16 protein-coding genes are annotated in these 15,964 nt (G+C 33.7%); 8 read left to right on the top strand and 8 right to left on the bottom strand.

Annotated features, from left to right (window positions below; genetic code table 11):
* Position 1: 1 nt before the first annotated feature.
* The 3 genes from DICTH_RS02915 to DICTH_RS02905 all read right to left on the bottom strand — a co-directional run bounded on the left by DICTH_RS02915 (position 2) and on the right by DICTH_RS02905 (position 2,204).
* Positions 2-1,390, bottom strand: a complete 1,389-nt coding sequence (locus tag DICTH_RS02915; protein ID WP_012547634.1) for a TldD/PmbA family protein — start codon at positions 1,388-1,390, stop codon at positions 2-4.
* Between the two features lie 75 nt (positions 1,391-1,465).
* Positions 1,466-1,651 carry a ferredoxin gene (locus DICTH_RS02910; protein ID WP_012548477.1) on the bottom strand — a complete coding sequence of 62 codons (186 nt, stop codon included), beginning with the start codon at positions 1,649-1,651 and terminating at the stop codon, positions 1,466-1,468.
* A gap of 70 nt (positions 1,652-1,721) precedes the next feature.
* Positions 1,722-2,204, bottom strand: coding sequence for a DUF192 domain-containing protein (locus DICTH_RS02905; protein ID WP_012547840.1), 483 nt, complete (start codon positions 2,202-2,204; stop codon positions 1,722-1,724).
* Positions 2,205-2,260: 56 nt separating this feature from the next.
* On the opposite strand from DICTH_RS02905, the gene DICTH_RS02900 reads away from it, so the two are divergent.
* On the top strand, positions 2,261-3,337 hold the full coding sequence (locus DICTH_RS02900) for a DUF763 domain-containing protein (protein ID WP_012548503.1): 1,077 nt from the start codon (positions 2,261-2,263) through the stop codon (positions 3,335-3,337).
* Here DICTH_RS02900 and nfi read toward each other — a convergent pair.
* Positions 3,305-3,991, bottom strand: coding sequence for a deoxyribonuclease V (gene nfi, locus DICTH_RS02895; protein ID WP_012548739.1), 687 nt, complete (start codon positions 3,989-3,991; stop codon positions 3,305-3,307). The genes DICTH_RS02900 and nfi overlap by 33 nt on opposite strands.
* Positions 3,981-6,458, bottom strand: coding sequence for a glycoside hydrolase family 57 protein (locus tag DICTH_RS02890; RefSeq protein WP_012547096.1), 2,478 nt, complete (start codon positions 6,456-6,458; stop codon positions 3,981-3,983). Before DICTH_RS02890 ends, nfi begins: the two co-directional genes overlap by 11 nt.
* A gap of 283 nt (positions 6,459-6,741) precedes the next feature.
* Between DICTH_RS02890 and DICTH_RS02885 the strand changes: the two genes are divergently transcribed.
* From DICTH_RS02885 to DICTH_RS02860, 6 genes are read left to right on the top strand one after another with little or no spacing between them, the layout of a single operon-like run.
* A complete protein-coding gene (locus tag DICTH_RS02885) occupies positions 6,742-8,454 on the top strand; it encodes an ABC transporter permease (RefSeq protein ID WP_012547420.1) in 1,713 nt (570 codons plus the stop codon).
* 21 nt (positions 8,455-8,475) lie between these two features.
* Positions 8,476-9,774: an ABC transporter ATP-binding protein gene (locus DICTH_RS02880; RefSeq protein WP_012548597.1), complete on the top strand. Its 1,299-nt coding sequence runs from the start codon at positions 8,476-8,478 to the stop codon at positions 9,772-9,774.
* Positions 9,775-9,813: 39 nt separating this feature from the next.
* Positions 9,814-10,278 carry a hypothetical protein gene (locus DICTH_RS02875; RefSeq protein ID WP_012548564.1) on the top strand — a complete coding sequence of 155 codons (465 nt, stop codon included), beginning with the start codon at positions 9,814-9,816 and terminating at the stop codon, positions 10,276-10,278.
* Between the two features lies 1 nt (position 10,279).
* Complete coding sequence (locus tag DICTH_RS02870) at positions 10,280-11,551, top strand: NfeD family protein (protein ID WP_012547450.1); 1,272 nt, start codon at positions 10,280-10,282, stop codon at positions 11,549-11,551.
* Positions 11,548-12,537: a flotillin-like protein FloA gene (gene floA / locus DICTH_RS02865; protein WP_012548221.1), complete on the top strand. Its 990-nt coding sequence runs from the start codon at positions 11,548-11,550 to the stop codon at positions 12,535-12,537. The genes DICTH_RS02870 and floA overlap by 4 nt, the downstream gene beginning before the upstream one ends.
* On the top strand, positions 12,538-12,894 hold the full coding sequence (locus DICTH_RS02860) for a hypothetical protein (RefSeq protein ID WP_041723188.1): 357 nt from the start codon (positions 12,538-12,540) through the stop codon (positions 12,892-12,894).
* On the opposite strand, the gene lipB is transcribed toward DICTH_RS02860, so the two are convergent.
* From lipB to DICTH_RS10100, 3 genes are all read right to left on the bottom strand, one after another.
* A complete protein-coding gene (gene lipB, locus DICTH_RS02855; protein ID WP_012547180.1) occupies positions 12,836-13,534 on the bottom strand; it encodes a lipoyl(octanoyl) transferase LipB in 699 nt (232 codons plus the stop codon). The two genes, DICTH_RS02860 and lipB, sit on opposite strands and share 59 nt — an antisense overlap.
* Positions 13,512-14,165, bottom strand: a complete 654-nt coding sequence (locus DICTH_RS10105; RefSeq protein WP_269087846.1) for an MATE family efflux transporter — start codon at positions 14,163-14,165, stop codon at positions 13,512-13,514. Before DICTH_RS10105 ends, lipB begins: the two co-directional genes overlap by 23 nt.
* 76 nt (positions 14,166-14,241) lie before the next feature.
* Positions 14,242-14,889: an MATE family efflux transporter gene (locus DICTH_RS10100; protein ID WP_041723185.1), complete on the bottom strand. Its 648-nt coding sequence runs from the start codon at positions 14,887-14,889 to the stop codon at positions 14,242-14,244.
* A gap of 185 nt (positions 14,890-15,074) precedes the next feature.
* Here DICTH_RS10100 and DICTH_RS02840 point away from each other — a divergent pair, with 185 nt between their 5' ends.
* Entirely contained in the window at positions 15,075-15,926 is an 852-nt protein-coding gene (locus DICTH_RS02840) for an aldo/keto reductase (RefSeq protein ID WP_012548527.1), read from the top strand.
* Positions 15,927-15,964 lie beyond the last annotated feature (38 nt).

Below are 15,964 nucleotides of genomic sequence, written 5' to 3'. Positions count from 1 at the left end.
ATTACTCTCCTTTCTCTGTACCCCCAATAGTAATCTCAGATATAAAAAGAGTAGGCATACCATCGGTTACAGGAACTCCTTGCCCGTCTTTTCCACAAGTACCAGGAGCAAAACCAATATCATTTCCAATCATTTCAATCTTTTCTAAAATCTTAGGTCCATTTCCTATTAATGTTGCACCTCTTATTGGATGTTTAATTTCACCATTTATTACAAGATAACCCTCTTCAATTCCAAAAACAAAATCTCCAGAGGTTGTATCTACCTGACCTCCTCCCATCTTTACCACATATATTCCTCTCTCTAATCTTTGTAACATATCTTCTACTTTACTTTCTCCTGGAAGAATGAAGGTATTAGTCATTCGAGGAATAGGAGGATATCGAAAATTTTGTCTTCTCCCATTTCCTGAAGGACGAACATTGAACTTTTTTGCGGTAATTCTTGAATGCATATATCCCTTCAAAATACCCCTATCAATTAGAACATTATAATTAGTTTTTACTCCTTCATCGTCCACTGCTGAAGAGCCGTACATTCCTTCAAGAACACCTGCATCTACCATAGTAACCAGCTCTGAAGCTACCTTTTCTCCAATCTTTCCTTTGTACACTGAGACTCCCTTATCAACCAAATCAGCTTCAAGACCATGTCCAACAGCTTCGTGTATTAGAACACCTCCAGCCTTTGAAGATATAACCACTGGCATAACTCCAGCCGGAGCTTCTTTGGCTTCAAGGAGTAGAATAGCCCTTCTTGAAGCCTCGTATGGGATTTTATTAATAACTTCTTCAGTAAGCAGCTCCCAACCTACCGTACCTGCAACCGTCTCATATCCTGTTTGAATAATTCCATTATAAGACCCAACGGAAAGTCCATAAACCGCAGTTCTTACTCTCCTATCTTCAATAAAATCCCCCTCTGTGTTTGCAATAAGAATCTTCTGATCTACAGTCCTTATCACAGAAGTAAATTGAACTATCCTTGAATCGTAACCCCTTGCCTTTTCATTCATAATCTTCAAAATATCTTTTCCTTCTTTTATCTCAAAACTTCCTATATCCTTTAAAGGCCTTATGCCATACTCATCTTTCTCAGATAGGACAACTTTTATATCTTTATCTCCTTGAAACACAGCTTCCGCTAAATTCTTGGCAAGTTTTCTCAATCCCATCAATGAAATATCAGTAGTATATCCATAAAAAGTTCTGTCTCCTAATATTACCCTTAAACCTACTCCTACATCTTCTCCCGCTACTGCTTCCTCTAACTTATTATCGTCAAAATAAAAATAAAGAGAATTACTAACCTCAAAAAATAATTCCGAAAAATCTCCACCTTTGCTTAAGGAAATTTCAAGAATTTCTTCAGCTATGCTTTTAGATATCACTTTTACTACCCCCTAAATTAAATAAGAGGGAGGAAAACCCCCCCCTCTTAAAACCATTTTTAAGTAATATAAAAATTAAAGAGTTATAGCTCCTACTGGACAAGAATCGGCAGCATCTTGACAGCATCCTGCGGATTCACAATCTGCCCCTTCTCTTACTACAGCTTTTCCTTCTTCATCAATTTCAAATACATCAGGACATAAAGAAGCACAAACCCCACATCCAATGCAAAGATCTCTATCAATTTTTGGTGCGCTCATTTTTAAGACCTCCTTTCCGAAGATTTAAAAATATCTTTTAAAGCATAGAAAATTTTACCCTAAAAGTCAATTATTCTCTCCAATATTTGATCTTTGCTCCTACCGAGAAACCATACCTCTCAAAAAAGCCAGCTCTAACCTCTAAAGCATATCTATAAGGCTTAGGACTAAAGTAAATAGGACAGTTTAATTCATCCTTACATGGCTCCATTCTTTGTATATTTATAATAGTGCCATCCTCCAAAATAAAAGCTATATCAAGAGGAACATAAGTATTTTTCATCCAAAATCCAGCATTTGTATCATAAGGGAATACAAAAAGCATTCCATACTCCCAAGGGATACTTTTTCTATACATAAGTCCTAAAGTCCATAACTCATCTCGATCAGCTATCTCAATAGGTATCTCAAGAGATTTATCCCCTTGTGTTATTAAAAGCCTTCCACGGGGAAATTTAGGTGAGTTTTCCTTTCCAAGAGAAAGAAGAGAAAACATAACTATCATTAATAAAATAGTGAAGATAGTAGTAAAGAAAACTGTTCTTTTTTTCATAATTTACATTTCTCCCTTCTTTTTAACAAAGGCTTTAGGTATAATTATAATTGATTATGCTTAAAAGAGAAATTGCAGAATTACCTCTCCATTCAGGAAAAGCCCCATTTTGGCTTTTTCAAAGAATGAAAAAGCTTTCAAGAGAAATTATTCTTCTCTTTGCCGTCGAAAACAAAATAGATGAACTTTTAAAAAAATTATCTGATCCTTTCTGGTTTCAAGCCTTAGGTTGTGTATTAGGTTTTGACTGGCACTCAAGCGGCCTTACCACTACTACAGGTGCTGCTTTAAAAGAAGGATTAGGAGAACTTTCTCATGAAATAGGCCTATATATTGTAGGCGGAAAAGGTAAGGCTGGTCTGAATACTCCAGAAGAAATAAAAAGATTAGCAGAAAAAGAGGGTTTTGATCCTCAAAAATGGATTCTTGTAAGCAGAACGGTGGCTAGAGTTGATAACAATGCCATACAAGATGGATACCAGCTTTATCACCATCTTTTGATTTTCACCAAAGAAGGAAATTGGTGTGTTATACAGCAAGGTATGAATGAGAATAACAATTTTGCAAGAAGATATCATTGGCTTGGAGAAGAGGTAAAAAGTTTTATTGAGGAACCCCATAAAGGAATAATCACTCAGAAGTTCGAAAACTATGTCATAAATTTGGTAGCAAAAGAAAGTAAACCAGCGCAAGAAGTGATTACACAACTTATGAATGAAAAACCCGATAAGGTCCTAAAACTATGGAATGAAGTTTCATTAAAACTTCCATCTTACCATCCTATAACTCCTAAGGAGATAAGACCCGAAAACCTAAAAACAATCTTGTTAAAGACCTATGAGGCTCCACCCAAAGATTTCCAAGAAGTACTACTAAAAGAAGGTGTAGGATCTAAAACCTTAAGAGCCTTAACCCTTATAAGCGAACTTGTTTATAATACCCCAGCCAGCATAAAGGATCCTGCAAGATTTTCTTTTGCCCATGGAGGGAAGGATGGACACCCATACCCAGTAGATAGAGAAAATTACGATAAAACCATAGAGCTCTTAGAAAAAGCAATAAAAAATGCAAAATTAGGAAGAAGAGAAGAAATTGAAACTTTAAAGAAGCTCTCCTTTTATTTCAAAGTTTAATGCCTTTTTGCTATAGATATGAGCTAACCTTACCGGCTCTGGTAGTCGATACTTAGTAGAAGTTTTTAGTATAATCTCAATAGAGGTACTTAAAGAAATCTTATGCCCTAAAGATACAAAAACAGGCTTTACATTATCTTTAGTCCTCACCACAGCCCCAACAATCTCATTGTCAATATAGATATATTCAAAAGAACCTCTTTTTTTATCTGGTTCTTTATAAACACCTACAAGTATTTTCTTAGCACAACCGATAGATGGAACATCAAGAACATATCCTACATGAGAAGCTATTCCTAATCTTCTTGGATGAGCAATTCCTTGTCCATCAAAGATGAGAAGATCAGGTTTGATTTTTAAATTCTCCCATGCTTTTAAGATTATTGGTCCCTCTCTAAAACTTAAAAAACCTGGAATATAAGGAAAATTAACTTGAGAAATCTCTATAGAAACCTCAAGAACCTCCAAAGTATTGAATTCTAAAACAACAATTACTCCTGCTATTTTATCTTCAATAGAAGAAGTATCTACTCCTCCTACATATCTCAAGTTCTTAAATGCATCTTCTTTAATTATTTTCTCACTTATTTCTTTTTGAAGCCTTACTGTTTCCTCATACCCTAACCATTTAAAATATTTAGATTCATAATCCATATATCTCTATCCTTCCCAGTTTATCCATCTCAATAGGAACTTCCAATTTTTCCTTCTCAATATACTTTTTAAGAAAATCATGTACAAAAACTTTTGGTTCTATCACATATATTCCTTCTGTCTTGCTGACTCTACCCACAGGAGCACATACATATTTGTCTAAAATTCCAAAAACCTTCAAATCTCTGACACACTGGATTAAGAATAAAAGCTCTCTTAGAGAAATATGTTTGGTAACTTCTATGATTTCACCCTTATTTTCTATTTTTACAAAATCTTTTTTAAGAGAATCTTGCAATATACTTACTTTAGAATAAAGATTATAAACTTTTTTCCTAGAAATAAGCATCGTCGAAAGTTCGACCTTTCGAGAAGGATCCCCAAAAAGAAATAGTTTTGTAATAATTTCATCCATTAAATTAGGAATCTCAAACCAAAAATTCTCTGTATCCTCAAGACTTTCTACCATCTCTGTATTTTTACACAAATCAACCTTAAAATGGATCGTTGAATTCCTATCAAACCCTGTGAATTTATCCCAAGGAATACTAACCTCAACTATATCTTTTATCTTCAATGAAATATTATCCCCACAAAGCTCATTTCTTAAATCTAATCTATATTTACAGCTACCTTTGTTTCTTGAGTAAAAGTTGATAACTATAAAATAATCATCATTAAAATATTTTTCTGCCTTATCCATTAAGTCAATTCTCATATATAAGTTGCTTAAGTCATAACCATAATAAATTCCTGTTATAAATTCACTTTTCTTCTCTTCTAACAAATTTAAGGACGACAAAACCCACTCATCTTTAGAGGTAATTATCCCATCGATCTTAGGAGTAAAAATTAAAGATCTCCTACTTCTCCATAACGGATTTCTAAAAACAATAGGGAAGTCAAGGAAAGAAGGATAAGCTTTATTAATAGATCTATAAACATTTTTAAGATGAGACCTAAAAATTTCATCGAAAATCTCGTCATATCCTGATTCTTGATCATCTCCATACCACCAAAACCAGTCACTTCCTTCTGCCGCCATAAGGCTTATCCAATCTACCCGATCTTTCTTCTTCTCTACAAACTTCCTTGTAATGGTTAGATATTCCCATGCAAGATTCTCCTCTATCTCTCCAATCCAAGTAGTAAGATCAGCATTTATCCAGGATCCAGTAAAAATATTATTAAGTTCTCCAAAATTTTTTGTTTTCTCAATAAAATCTTTTACCGTTATTGTCTCAAGCTCTTTAGAATCAGAAAGTAAAGTATATAGGTTTCTTAAGAAATCTCGCCCATCATTATCGTAATACTCCCAACAATTTTCACCATCTAAAGCAATAGTTACAAGAAAATCTGAATTTTGAGGTAGACTATTTTTTATTTTTAAAAGACGATAATATAGATCCTTAGCCCCATCTTCAGGAGGATAATTCATATAGACAAATCCAATTCTGTCTGACAGAACCTGATCTCTAAAAACTGCATAGACTTCTTTTCCATTCAAATTTATTCTATAAGGTTTATAAAGGATTTCTGGCTTATTTATGAACTCCTCATTATCCCGTAAGAAATCTTCTCCCAAACTTTTAAAAAGAATCCTTTCGTCTGAAACAAACCATTTAATATTAAACTCTGAGACCATTTCTACAAATTCAGGACTTACAGCTTGCTCTGAAGGCCATATACCTAAAGGATCTTTATCAAATAACTTTCTATAATATTCTTTTCCAAGGAAAAGCTGCTTTTCTGCATCTTCCTTAAAAGAAAAATAGTCAAAAGGAAGAGGAAGCTCAGGCGTAGATACTTTGGCACTCTTTGTGTCTATCAAAAGAGGCATTATAGGATGAAAAAAGGGAGAAAAAATCACTTCTATTTGTCCAGAATCCTGCATCGATCTATAAAGAGAAAAAAGTCCTCTTAGGATTTCAAACTGCTTTTCTATAACTTTTAATTTTTCCTCTTCAGTAAAATTTTTGCCTTTTTCTACCAAATAAATTAAGAAAGAATCTTTCTTTCTCAAATCAGGATCAAACCAAGCAAGATTATATAAAACTTGTAAATCCAAAAAATCCTGAACTGTGTATTCTTCGTTATTCAACTTTTTGTAGTATAACTCTTTAAATCTTGGAAATATAAACCCCATCTTCTCCTTATTAAGGAGGAAAAAGTTATCTAAAATAAATTTCTTATCCTCCATATTTAACTCAGAGGCTTTTTTAAGAGATTTCTCTAACCACAAATCTGTAGTTCTTCTGTCCAAGTATTCTTGTATTTGTAAAAGTAAGGATGGAACAAAATTAAACGTCTGCTTTATCTTTGGAAAATCTTTCAGTATGGAAACCATATTGTAATAGTTCTTAATACCGTGAAATCTAACCCAAGGGAATATGGATAAACTTTTAGAAGTGTCTTTATAATATGGTTGATGCATATGCCATATAAAACTTACATACAACTTACCCATTTTTGCTCCAATATCCTCCTACTAAAAGGTGTTAATTTTTACGATTATCATATCATTTTAATTTAATTTTTTTCAATTCTAATTGACGCTAAGCTCTTACAGTGCTATAACAAAAAACAAAGAATCTTAAAAAAGAAGGGAGGGAGAGATAAAAGCTTTATGAGTAGCAGTGAGGATACCATCCCGAGACGCCCATTAATTTTCTACAAAAACAAAAAGAAAGGAGAAAAGTTATCATGGAGAAAAGAAAACTCTCTCCCTTATATAAAGGAGGCCAGAGAAAATGTCCAGGGTAATCTGGTCTCCAACAAGATACAGACGATTTTCTTTAGGAGATATAATAATACTCCTATTTATAGGGAGTATTATTTACGCTATATCTTCCCTCAATACCATATATTCAAAGCCCACCGAGGTAATTAGTTTAGATTTATCCCCTCAAAAGCTTCCTCTTTATTCTCTTTTCTCTCTTTTAAGAATGATTCTTGCATATTTTATTTCATTAATATTTACCATCGTTTATGCCTATACTGCTGCTTACAAAAAAAGTCTTGAAAAAATTCTTATACCACTACTAGACATACTTCAATCAATTCCTGTACTTTCCTTCCTTCCCCCAGTATTCATGGCAGTTATTTCTATGTTTCCAGGATCAAAATTAGGCCTTGAAATTACCTCCATAATTCTTATTTTCACAGGACAGGTATGGAACATGGTATTTAGTTTTTACCAATCTTTAATCTCTATCCCAAGAGATTTAAAAGAAGCAGCCCAATTATTCAAATTAAACCCATGGCAAAGATTTTGGTATCTAGAACTTCCCTACTCTGCTATCGGATTAATTTGGAATAGTATGATGTCTTGGGCTGGAGGTTGGTTCTTCCTTATGGCATGTGAGATGTTTACCCTGACAAATCAAAATTTCGTCCTACCAGGACTTGGTTCTTACCTGTCCTTTGCCGCTTTAAAGGGTGATCTTTTGAAAATATTTTATGGCCTTTTTGCTTTGATTACTGTGATAATTCTTCTTGATCAATTAGTTTGGAGACCTCTCCTTTCTTGGAGTCAAAAATTTAAGGTAGAATATGTTCAGGCAGAAGAATACTATGAATCAAAAGTACTTTTATGGTATAGAAGATCACGTATTTTTGACCTCCTCTATAAAAAGATTATCTTACCTTTAAGAGAAAGGTTAGAAATTTTATTTATCTCTTATTACGATAAGAAAGAAAAACAAGAAATAAAAACATCTAAAATTTCAAAACTATTAAACCTCATTGTGTCCACCATCTTAATCTTTCTTGTATTAAGAGGATTTATTGGACTTCTAAAATTAATTATAAACTTACCATTAAACATGTGGAAGGATATAATCTACTCAGCATTCCTTACTCTACTTAGAGTTACAACTGCAGTGCTAATTGCACTATCCTGGACTCTCCCATTGGGAGTAAGAATAGGTATGAATCCTAAACTCTCAAAGGTAATACAACCAATTGTACAAATAGTGGCCTCGGTACCTGCAACCGCTATCTTTCCAGTAATAGTCATGTATCTGATAAATCTTCCTGGAGGATTAAATATAGCAAGTATTGTACTAATGCTTTTGGGTACTCAATGGTATTTACTATTTAACATCATCGCAGGAGGAATGTCTATTCCTAATGATCTTATTGAAGTAAGTGAACTATTAAAATTAAGTAAAATTGACAAGTGGAAAATACTTATTATTCCCTCTATTCTACCATTTCTTGTGACAGGCGGTATTACTGCTATGGGAGGAGCATTTAACGCAAGTATAGTTTCTGAATATATAGAATTTCATAACCAAATCTATAAAATAAAAGGACTTGGAGCTCTTATTACTGAAGCATCAAGCAAGGGGAATAATTCACTTCTTGCAGCAAGTACCCTAGTTATGGCTTTAATAGTGGTTACTATAAATAGGTTATTCTGGAAAAGACTATTCAAAAAGTCCGAAGAGCTGTTATCCTAAGTATGTTAAGGAGGGATTGTAATGGAACTTTTAAGACTTGAAAATATAACAGTTAGCTTTAAGTTTCCAGAGGGAGAAATAACTGTACTTGATAATATAAATTTCACAGTAAATGAGGGAGATTTTATTGCATTACTTGGCCCATCAGGATCTGGAAAATCTACTATTCTAAGAATAATTGCTGGTCTTCTGAAACCTAACAAAGGTAAAGTTTATTACAAAGGCAAAGAGATCAAAGGAGTAAATCCAGGAGTTGCAATGGTATTTCAAAATTTTGCTCTATTTCCATGGCTAACAGTACTTGAGAATGTAGAGTTAGGACTTAAAGCAAAAGGAGTACCACCAGAAGAAAGAAGAGAAAGAGCAATTAAAGCTATAGACCTTATAGGTCTTGATGGATTTGAAAATGCATATCCTAAAGAACTTTCAGGAGGAATGAAACAAAGGGTTGGTTTTGCAAGGGCTTTAGTAATGGATCCTGATATCCTTTTGTTAGATGAACCTTTCTCTGCTCTTGATGTCTTAACCGCTGAAAACCTAAGAAATGACCTTATAGAACTTTGGATAGAGAAGAGAATACCTACAAAAGCCATTATCTTAGTAACCCATAGTATTGAAGAAGCAGTATATATGGCAGACAGAGTATTACTTCTAAGTAAGGATCCAGGAAGAATAATAAAAGAAGTCAAGATAACTCTTCCTCATTGGAGAGACAAAAAATCTCAAGAATTTTTAGATATAGTAGATGAGATTTATGGTGTATTGACAGGAAAGCCCGTAGAGAGAATCTCTGCAAAAGAAAAGAAACCTCTCCATATACCTCAAGCAAGTGTAGGATCTATAACCGGACTCGTCGAATTAGTAAACGATCTTGAAGGCAAAGCTGACATATATAAATTGGGAGAAGAACTACTTATGGACGTAGAGGACCTACTACCCATCATTGAAGCTTGTGAAATATTAGGTTTCGCTGAAATAAGAGAAGGAGACATAATTCTTACAGAAGCAGGTAGAGAGTTTGCAGAAGCAGATGTTTTGGAAAGAAAAGAAATTTTTAAAAAACTTGCCATAGAGAAAGTTCCATTCTTAAAACAAATTGTAAAATTACTACAGTCAAAATCTAATCATAAGATGCCAAGATCCTTCTTCTTAGACTTGCTAAAACAACATCTTTCACCTCAGGAAGCTGAAAAAGAACTTGATATATTGATAGATTGGGGAAGATATGCAGAACTATTTGAATATGACGATGATAGAGATGAACTTTACTTGCCTGAAACCTCAGAACTTTTAGTTAACGTTCAAAAACAAGAAGAATAATGTTATAATTTAAAATCAAAAAGGGAGGAAAAGGCTAAATTGGAAAACCTAGTAATAAGTAGACTAAGAATTTTAACTTTCTTATTTATAGCAGTTTATTTATTACCAAACAGCTTCTTTGATGACCTTAGAATTTGGCTTTTAATACTTTTTGCGCTTCTTTATAGTTCAATAGTATATTATTTTGTGGCTAGAGAAAAACTACAGGAAAATTTAACATTATCCATTATTGATTTGCTTATTGTTTTCTTTTATTTATTTCTCATAAATCAAATGGCAACAAAATTTGTATTTCTCATCTATCTTCCTGCCATAAAAGAAATCCTTTATAGAAGAATTAAAAATGCCTACATAATAAGTTTTATGGGAAATCTAGGAGTAATAGTTTTATCCTTTATTCTTAAAGAGAACTTACCCTTAGAAATTTCCCTTTCACTAATTCCTATCTCCTTTCTCATTCCCTATTTTTCTTCCTCTTATATAAAAGAAATGGAGGGATCTTAATTTGAAAAAAATCTTTATAACTATTTTTCTTTTGTTTTTAATACTATCCTCCATATATGCTCAAAATCAAAATGTTTACATAATACCAATAAAGGGAACTATCGAACTCGGTCTTGCCTCTTTTGTTGAAAGAAGTATAAGAGAACACCCTAATGCAAAAGCCTTTATTTTTGAAATAGACACTTTTGGAGGCAGAGTAGACGCAGCTATCAAAATAAGAGATACTATATTGGCTACCCCCACTTTAACTATCGCTTTTATAAAAGATAGAGCCTGGTCTGCAGGGGCCTTAATAGCATTATCTTGCGAAAAGATAGTTATTTCTCCTTCAGGTAGTATTGGAGCTGCAGAACCTCGTCCAGCCGATGAAAAAACTATCTCAGCTTTAAAAGCTGAATTTGAAAGTACAGCAAAAAAGAGAAATAGAAACCCCAAAATTGCAGCTGCAATGGTAGATGCTGATGAGGTAATTCCAGGTTTAAAACAAAAAGGAAAGATTTTAACTCTATACGCAGAAGAGGCTAAAAAATGGAAAATTGCTGATGAAATATTAGAAAACACAGACTCAGTAATAAAATTCTTTAACTTAGAAAAGGGAAAAATCATAGAATTACAACCTAATTGGGCTGAAAACTTCGTAAGATTTATAACTGACCCTACTGTATCAAGCATTATACTAACAGTAGGAATGCTTTCCTTATATGTAGCCATATTTACTCCTGGTCTTGGTGTCCCTGAACTCTTAGCTTTAGTGTGTTTAGGTTTATTTTTTGGAGGACATTATCTTGCCGGACTTGCAGGCTTAGAACCAGTAATTTTATTCCTTCTTGGGCTTATCTTAATTTTTATAGAAATGCATACGCCAGGATTTGGAATTCCTGGAATAGCAGGAAGTATCTCGGTATTTCTCAGTATATACTGGACAATAGTACAAAAAGGAGGTACCCTTCAAGCATTACTCACTGGAATATTAGTAGTCCTTTCACTTATAATATTCCTAGCAATTTATCTACCAAAAAGTCGTGTATGGATAAAGTTTGGACTTCCTGAGAGTCAAAAGAAAGATTTAGGCTATACTGCTTTCCAAGAGAGAAAAGATTTAATTGGAAAAAAAGGCAAAACTATTACTATGCTACGTCCTACAGGAATTATAGAAATTGAAGGAGAAAAATTCGAGGCTTATTCGGAATCAGAATTTATTGAACCTAGCGAAGAAGTTATAGTCTTCAAAGTTGAGGGAAATAAAATCTTTGTAAGGAGGAGTGAAAAATGAGTTTATTGTGGGGCTTTTTAATTTTAATCTTAGTATTAATATTCCTTGGAATATTCTTTAGTTTTGTGCCATTAGGATTATGGATTTCAGCTCTTGCTGCAGGAGTTTCCATCAAAATTACCGATTTGATCGGAATGAGACTTAGAAGAGTCCCCCCTGGAGTAATAATAAACTCCTTAATTAAAGCCCATAAAGCTGGACTTTCAGAAGTAACTCTTGACAAATTAGAAGCCCATTACTTGGCTGGAGGAAATGTAGATAAAGTTGTTAATGCTTTAATTGCAGCCCAAAGAGCAGGTATCCCCTTAACCTTCGAAAAGGCAGCAGCCATAGACCTTGCTGGAAGAGATGTATTAGAAGCAGTACAAATGAGTGTTAATCCAAAGGTTATTGAAACTCCAGTGGTAGCCGCTGTAGCAAAGGATGGCATTGAATTAAAAGCCAAGGCAAGAGTAACTGTAAGAGCCAATATTGAAAGATTAGTAGGAGGAGCAGGAGAAGCAACAATTATAGCGAGAGTAGGAGAAGGAATAGTAACTACTATTGGATCTGCAGAAAGTTATAAAGAAGTTTTAGAAAACCCAGATAGTATATCAAAAACAGTACTTGCAAAGGGACTTGATGCAGGAACAGCTTTCGAAATCGTATCCATTGATATAGCAGATGTAGATGTAGGAAATAACGTAGGTGCAAGATTAAAAATGGACCAAGCAGAAGCCGACATGAGAATTGCACAAGCCCAAGCAGAAAGTAGAAGAGCCCTTGCCATAGCAAGAGAACAAGAAATGAAAGCTCTAACCCAAGAAATGAGAGCAAGACTAATAGAGGCAGAAAAAGAAGTTCCTCTTGCTGTAGCAGAAGCTCTAAGAAGCGGGAAAATAGGAGTACTAGATTATTATACTTTGAAAAACATAATGGCAGATACAGCCATGAGAGAGGCTATTTCTAAGCTTGGACAAAAAGAAGAAGAGGGAAGGAAAGACTAAATGTTTGAATGGCTGGTAATTTTATACATACTTTTTATATTTATCTCTGCTATATTAGATGCTACAAAAAAGGCAAAGGATCAAAAAGAAATAATAATTAAAAAGATAGAAAGAACAAAAGAAAAGACTACACCTCAAGAATTACCTAAAGAAATGGTCATTCCACAAAAAACAATTGAACAAAAGAAGAAAATAGAAGAAGTCAAGAAAGAGGAAAAAATCAAAGAAACTCATGAAGAAACTTATATTGAAAAAAGTATAAAAAATAACCTACCTGAGATAATAGCACTTATAGAGATTATAGGTCCTCCAAAAGCATACCAAAATTGGACAGCTCCTTACAAGAAGAAAAATTAAATACCATAAAAGAATCAAAGCCAAATTCTTTAACTACCGAGAGGCAAACTTTTCTCTTAACATCTTCCATGGGAGGAGAAAAGTTTGCCTCTTTTAAAATTGAAGTAACTTTTTTATCCTTTAAACCACAGGGAATTATATAAGAGAATGGAGCCAAATCATTATTTACATTTAGGGCAAATCCATGATATGAAACTCTTTTCTTTATAGCAATACCTATAGCAGTTATTTTTCTATCTTCTACCCATACTCCTGGATACTCTATACTTTCTTTGGCTTCTATACCATACTCATGAAGTACATTTATAATAGACTTCTCAACTTTTAAGACAAAATTCTTAACCCCATCAACTTTAAAAATAAAATACCCCACAAGCTGTGAAGGTCCATGATAAGTAATATCTCCTCCTCTATCAACTCTTATAAAATCTATTCCCATACTTTTTAGTTCCTCTTTTGTCTTAAGCAAATTTTTCTCATCCCCAAACTTTCCTAAAGTTATTACTGGAAAGTGCTCTAAAAGTATCAAAGTATCATAAATAGTATCTTTTACTCTTAAATCGTGGAGCTTTTTTTGAAGATCCCATGCGTCTTCATATTTTATTTTTTCTCTAAAGTCAATTACTAATAACTTCTTCATACTTAACCTTAAAACTTTCCTTTTTATAATAGCCTTTAACTATAAACATATAGTAATTAGCAATAGCCTTCAATGAAATATCTGTAGACATAGCAATCCATGCACCCACAAGCCCTAAATTCATCTTTATAGCCAAAAAATATGCCAAAGGTATTCTAACAAACCACATACCTACACCACTTATCACCATAGGAATTTTAGAGAAACCAGCCCCTCTCAAAGATCCAGACATAACATTTGCTGTCGCAAGAAGGGGTTGAATTACAGCAATAATTCTCAACACCGAGGAAGCATATTTAACCACTTCCACATCTCTAGTAAATATCTGAACTAAATATTCTGGAAATAAAAAAAGAAAAACTCCTACACTACCCATGAATATAATAGCCCTTTTCCAAGCCTCAACTGAAGCCAATCTTGCCAAATTGTCTTCTTTCGCTCCCTTATATTGTCCAACAAGAGTTGTTGCTGCAACCCCAAAAGCAAACCCAGGTTGAAAAGACAAAGATTCAACATTTAAAGCTATTCTATGAGCTGCATACACCTTAGTACCCAAGCTTAAAACAACCGTAGCATAAACAAGAGCTCCTATGTTAAAGAAAAGCTGCTCAAAAGATGTTGGTACTCCTATTCTTAATATTTGTAAACTATAACTCCTTTCAAGAATAAAGTTATAAAAGAATTTATATTTTAAGAGATTACTTCTTTTATATAATGATATATAAAAGAAAAATTGTACCTAATAGTCGAGATAAACTTGTAGCCAAAGCAGCACCAGCAACCCCCATCTTAGGAAAACCAAACTTTCCAAAAACCAAAATATAATCCAAAAAGATGTTCGAAGTATTAGAAATTATACTCGCATACAAAGGAGTTTTAGTATCTCCTGCTCCTCTTAAAGCAGAAGAGATTATGGACATATACACAATTAGAAAGCCAGGAATAAGAATATATTTTAAATATAGAGAGGCATTAATAAAAAGATCTTCTTTTGCACCTAAGATTTGCAAGAGCCTATCACTTCCAAATAACCCAAATAGTAGGATCAAAATTGAAAGGTAAAAACCTAAAATCATTGAATTTTCAAGATATTTTACAGCATCCTCATAGTTTCCTGCCCCAATACTATAGGCTATCGTAACCATCGTACCAACAGTAAGAGCTGAAACCACAGCAAGAACCACATTGATAATCTGCATTCCCAAACCCACTGCAGCAAGAGCTGTAGCCCCTAAAAAACCTACAAAGATCATATCTACAAAGCTAAATACAAGTTGAAATAAATTCTCCAGCAAAACTGGAATAGCAAGAAAAAGAACCCTTCTTCCAATTTTGCTCCGTTCATCCTCAAGCATCTTTGCTTTTTCCTCCAACAAATAAATATTTTAACTACATCAAAAAGAGAGGCTGGAGTTTTGTTTATTCCTCCAGCCTCTCGTAAGGAGGGGGGTGTGTAGATATTATTATATTAAACTGAATACTTTTTTGTAAAGAAAAAATGATTTAAAATAAAGATACTCCAAAAAGGGAGGTGTCTTTAATGGTCCAGAAAAGGCCCTATGGAAAAAAGGGAGAATTACTTTCTATTATTGGATTTGGGGGAATCCTAGTAATGAATGAAGAACAAAGGGAGGCTACTAGAAGAGTTGCTGAGGCTATAGATCTTGGAATTAATTATTTTGACGTAGCACCATCCTATGGAGATGCTGAAGATAAACTTGGACCAGCCCTTCGTAGAAAGAGAAAAAATATCTTTCTTGCCTGTAAAACTATGGAGAGAACTAAAGAGAAGGCTTGGGAAGAGCTTCAAAATTCTCTAAAAAAGCTCGAAACAGATTATTTTGATCTATATCAACTCCATGCTATGACTACTGAGGAAGACTTCCAATTGGCTACAGGACCCAATGGAGCCTTAGAAACTTTTGTTAAAGCTAAGAAGGAAGGAATAATAAGATACATAGGGTTTTCAGCCCACTCTGTAGATGTAGCCCTAAAACTCCTTGATGTTTTTGATTTTGATTCTATACTCTTTCCTATTAATTGGGTAAACTTCTTTAATGGGAACTTTGGACCTCAGGTGGTACAGAAGGCGCAAGAAAAAAATGTAACTATACTTGCTTTAAAAGCAATGGCAAAAACTATTATTCCTGAAGGACAAGAAAGAAAATATCCAAAGTGTTGGTATGACCCCATCGACGAAAAAGATCTTGCTCAACTTGCCCTAAGATTTACCCTATCTCAACCAGTAACAGCAGCAATACCCCCTGGGGAATATAAGTTCTTTAAATGGGCAATTGAAGTAGGAGAAAACTTTACACCAATAACTGTAGAAGAATTAGAGATCCTTAAACAAAGAGCCAAAAATTTAGAGCCAATTTTTAAAGTTTCTTAACATAGAATCTATTGCAATATTAATAATATCTGATATAC

Source organism: Dictyoglomus thermophilum H-6-12, assembly GCF_000020965.1.
Classification (GTDB): domain Bacteria; phylum Dictyoglomota; class Dictyoglomia; order Dictyoglomales; family Dictyoglomaceae; genus Dictyoglomus; species Dictyoglomus thermophilum.
The sequence above is the reverse complement of the archived record's forward strand: the minus strand, read 5'-3'. Positions and strand labels throughout refer to the sequence as shown.

Coding starts and splice junctions, on each gene's coding strand:
- DICTH_RS10100 (WP_041723185.1), bottom strand. CDS start 14,889: ATGCTTGAGGATGAACGGAGCAAAATTGGAAGAAGGGTTCTTTTTCTT.
- floA (WP_012548221.1), top strand. CDS start 11,548: ATGAGTTTATTGTGGGGCTTTTTAATTTTAATCTTAGTATTAATATTC.
- DICTH_RS02860 (WP_041723188.1), top strand. CDS start 12,538: ATGTTTGAATGGCTGGTAATTTTATACATACTTTTTATATTTATCTCT.
- DICTH_RS02880 (WP_012548597.1), top strand. CDS start 8,476: ATGGAACTTTTAAGACTTGAAAATATAACAGTTAGCTTTAAGTTTCCA.
- DICTH_RS02890 (WP_012547096.1), bottom strand. CDS start 6,458: ATGGGTAAGTTGTATGTAAGTTTTATATGGCATATGCATCAACCATAT.
- DICTH_RS02900 (WP_012548503.1), top strand. CDS start 2,261: ATGCTTAAAAGAGAAATTGCAGAATTACCTCTCCATTCAGGAAAAGCC.
- DICTH_RS02840 (WP_012548527.1), top strand. CDS start 15,075: ATGGTCCAGAAAAGGCCCTATGGAAAAAAGGGAGAATTACTTTCTATT.
- DICTH_RS02885 (WP_012547420.1), top strand. CDS start 6,742: ATGTCCAGGGTAATCTGGTCTCCAACAAGATACAGACGATTTTCTTTA.
- lipB (WP_012547180.1), bottom strand. CDS start 13,534: ATGAAGAAGTTATTAGTAATTGACTTTAGAGAAAAAATAAAATATGAA.
- DICTH_RS02905 (WP_012547840.1), bottom strand. CDS start 2,204: ATGAAAAAAAGAACAGTTTTCTTTACTACTATCTTCACTATTTTATTA.
- nfi (WP_012548739.1), bottom strand. CDS start 3,991: ATGGATTATGAATCTAAATATTTTAAATGGTTAGGGTATGAGGAAACA.
- DICTH_RS02910 (WP_012548477.1), bottom strand. CDS start 1,651: ATGAGCGCACCAAAAATTGATAGAGATCTTTGCATTGGATGTGGGGTT.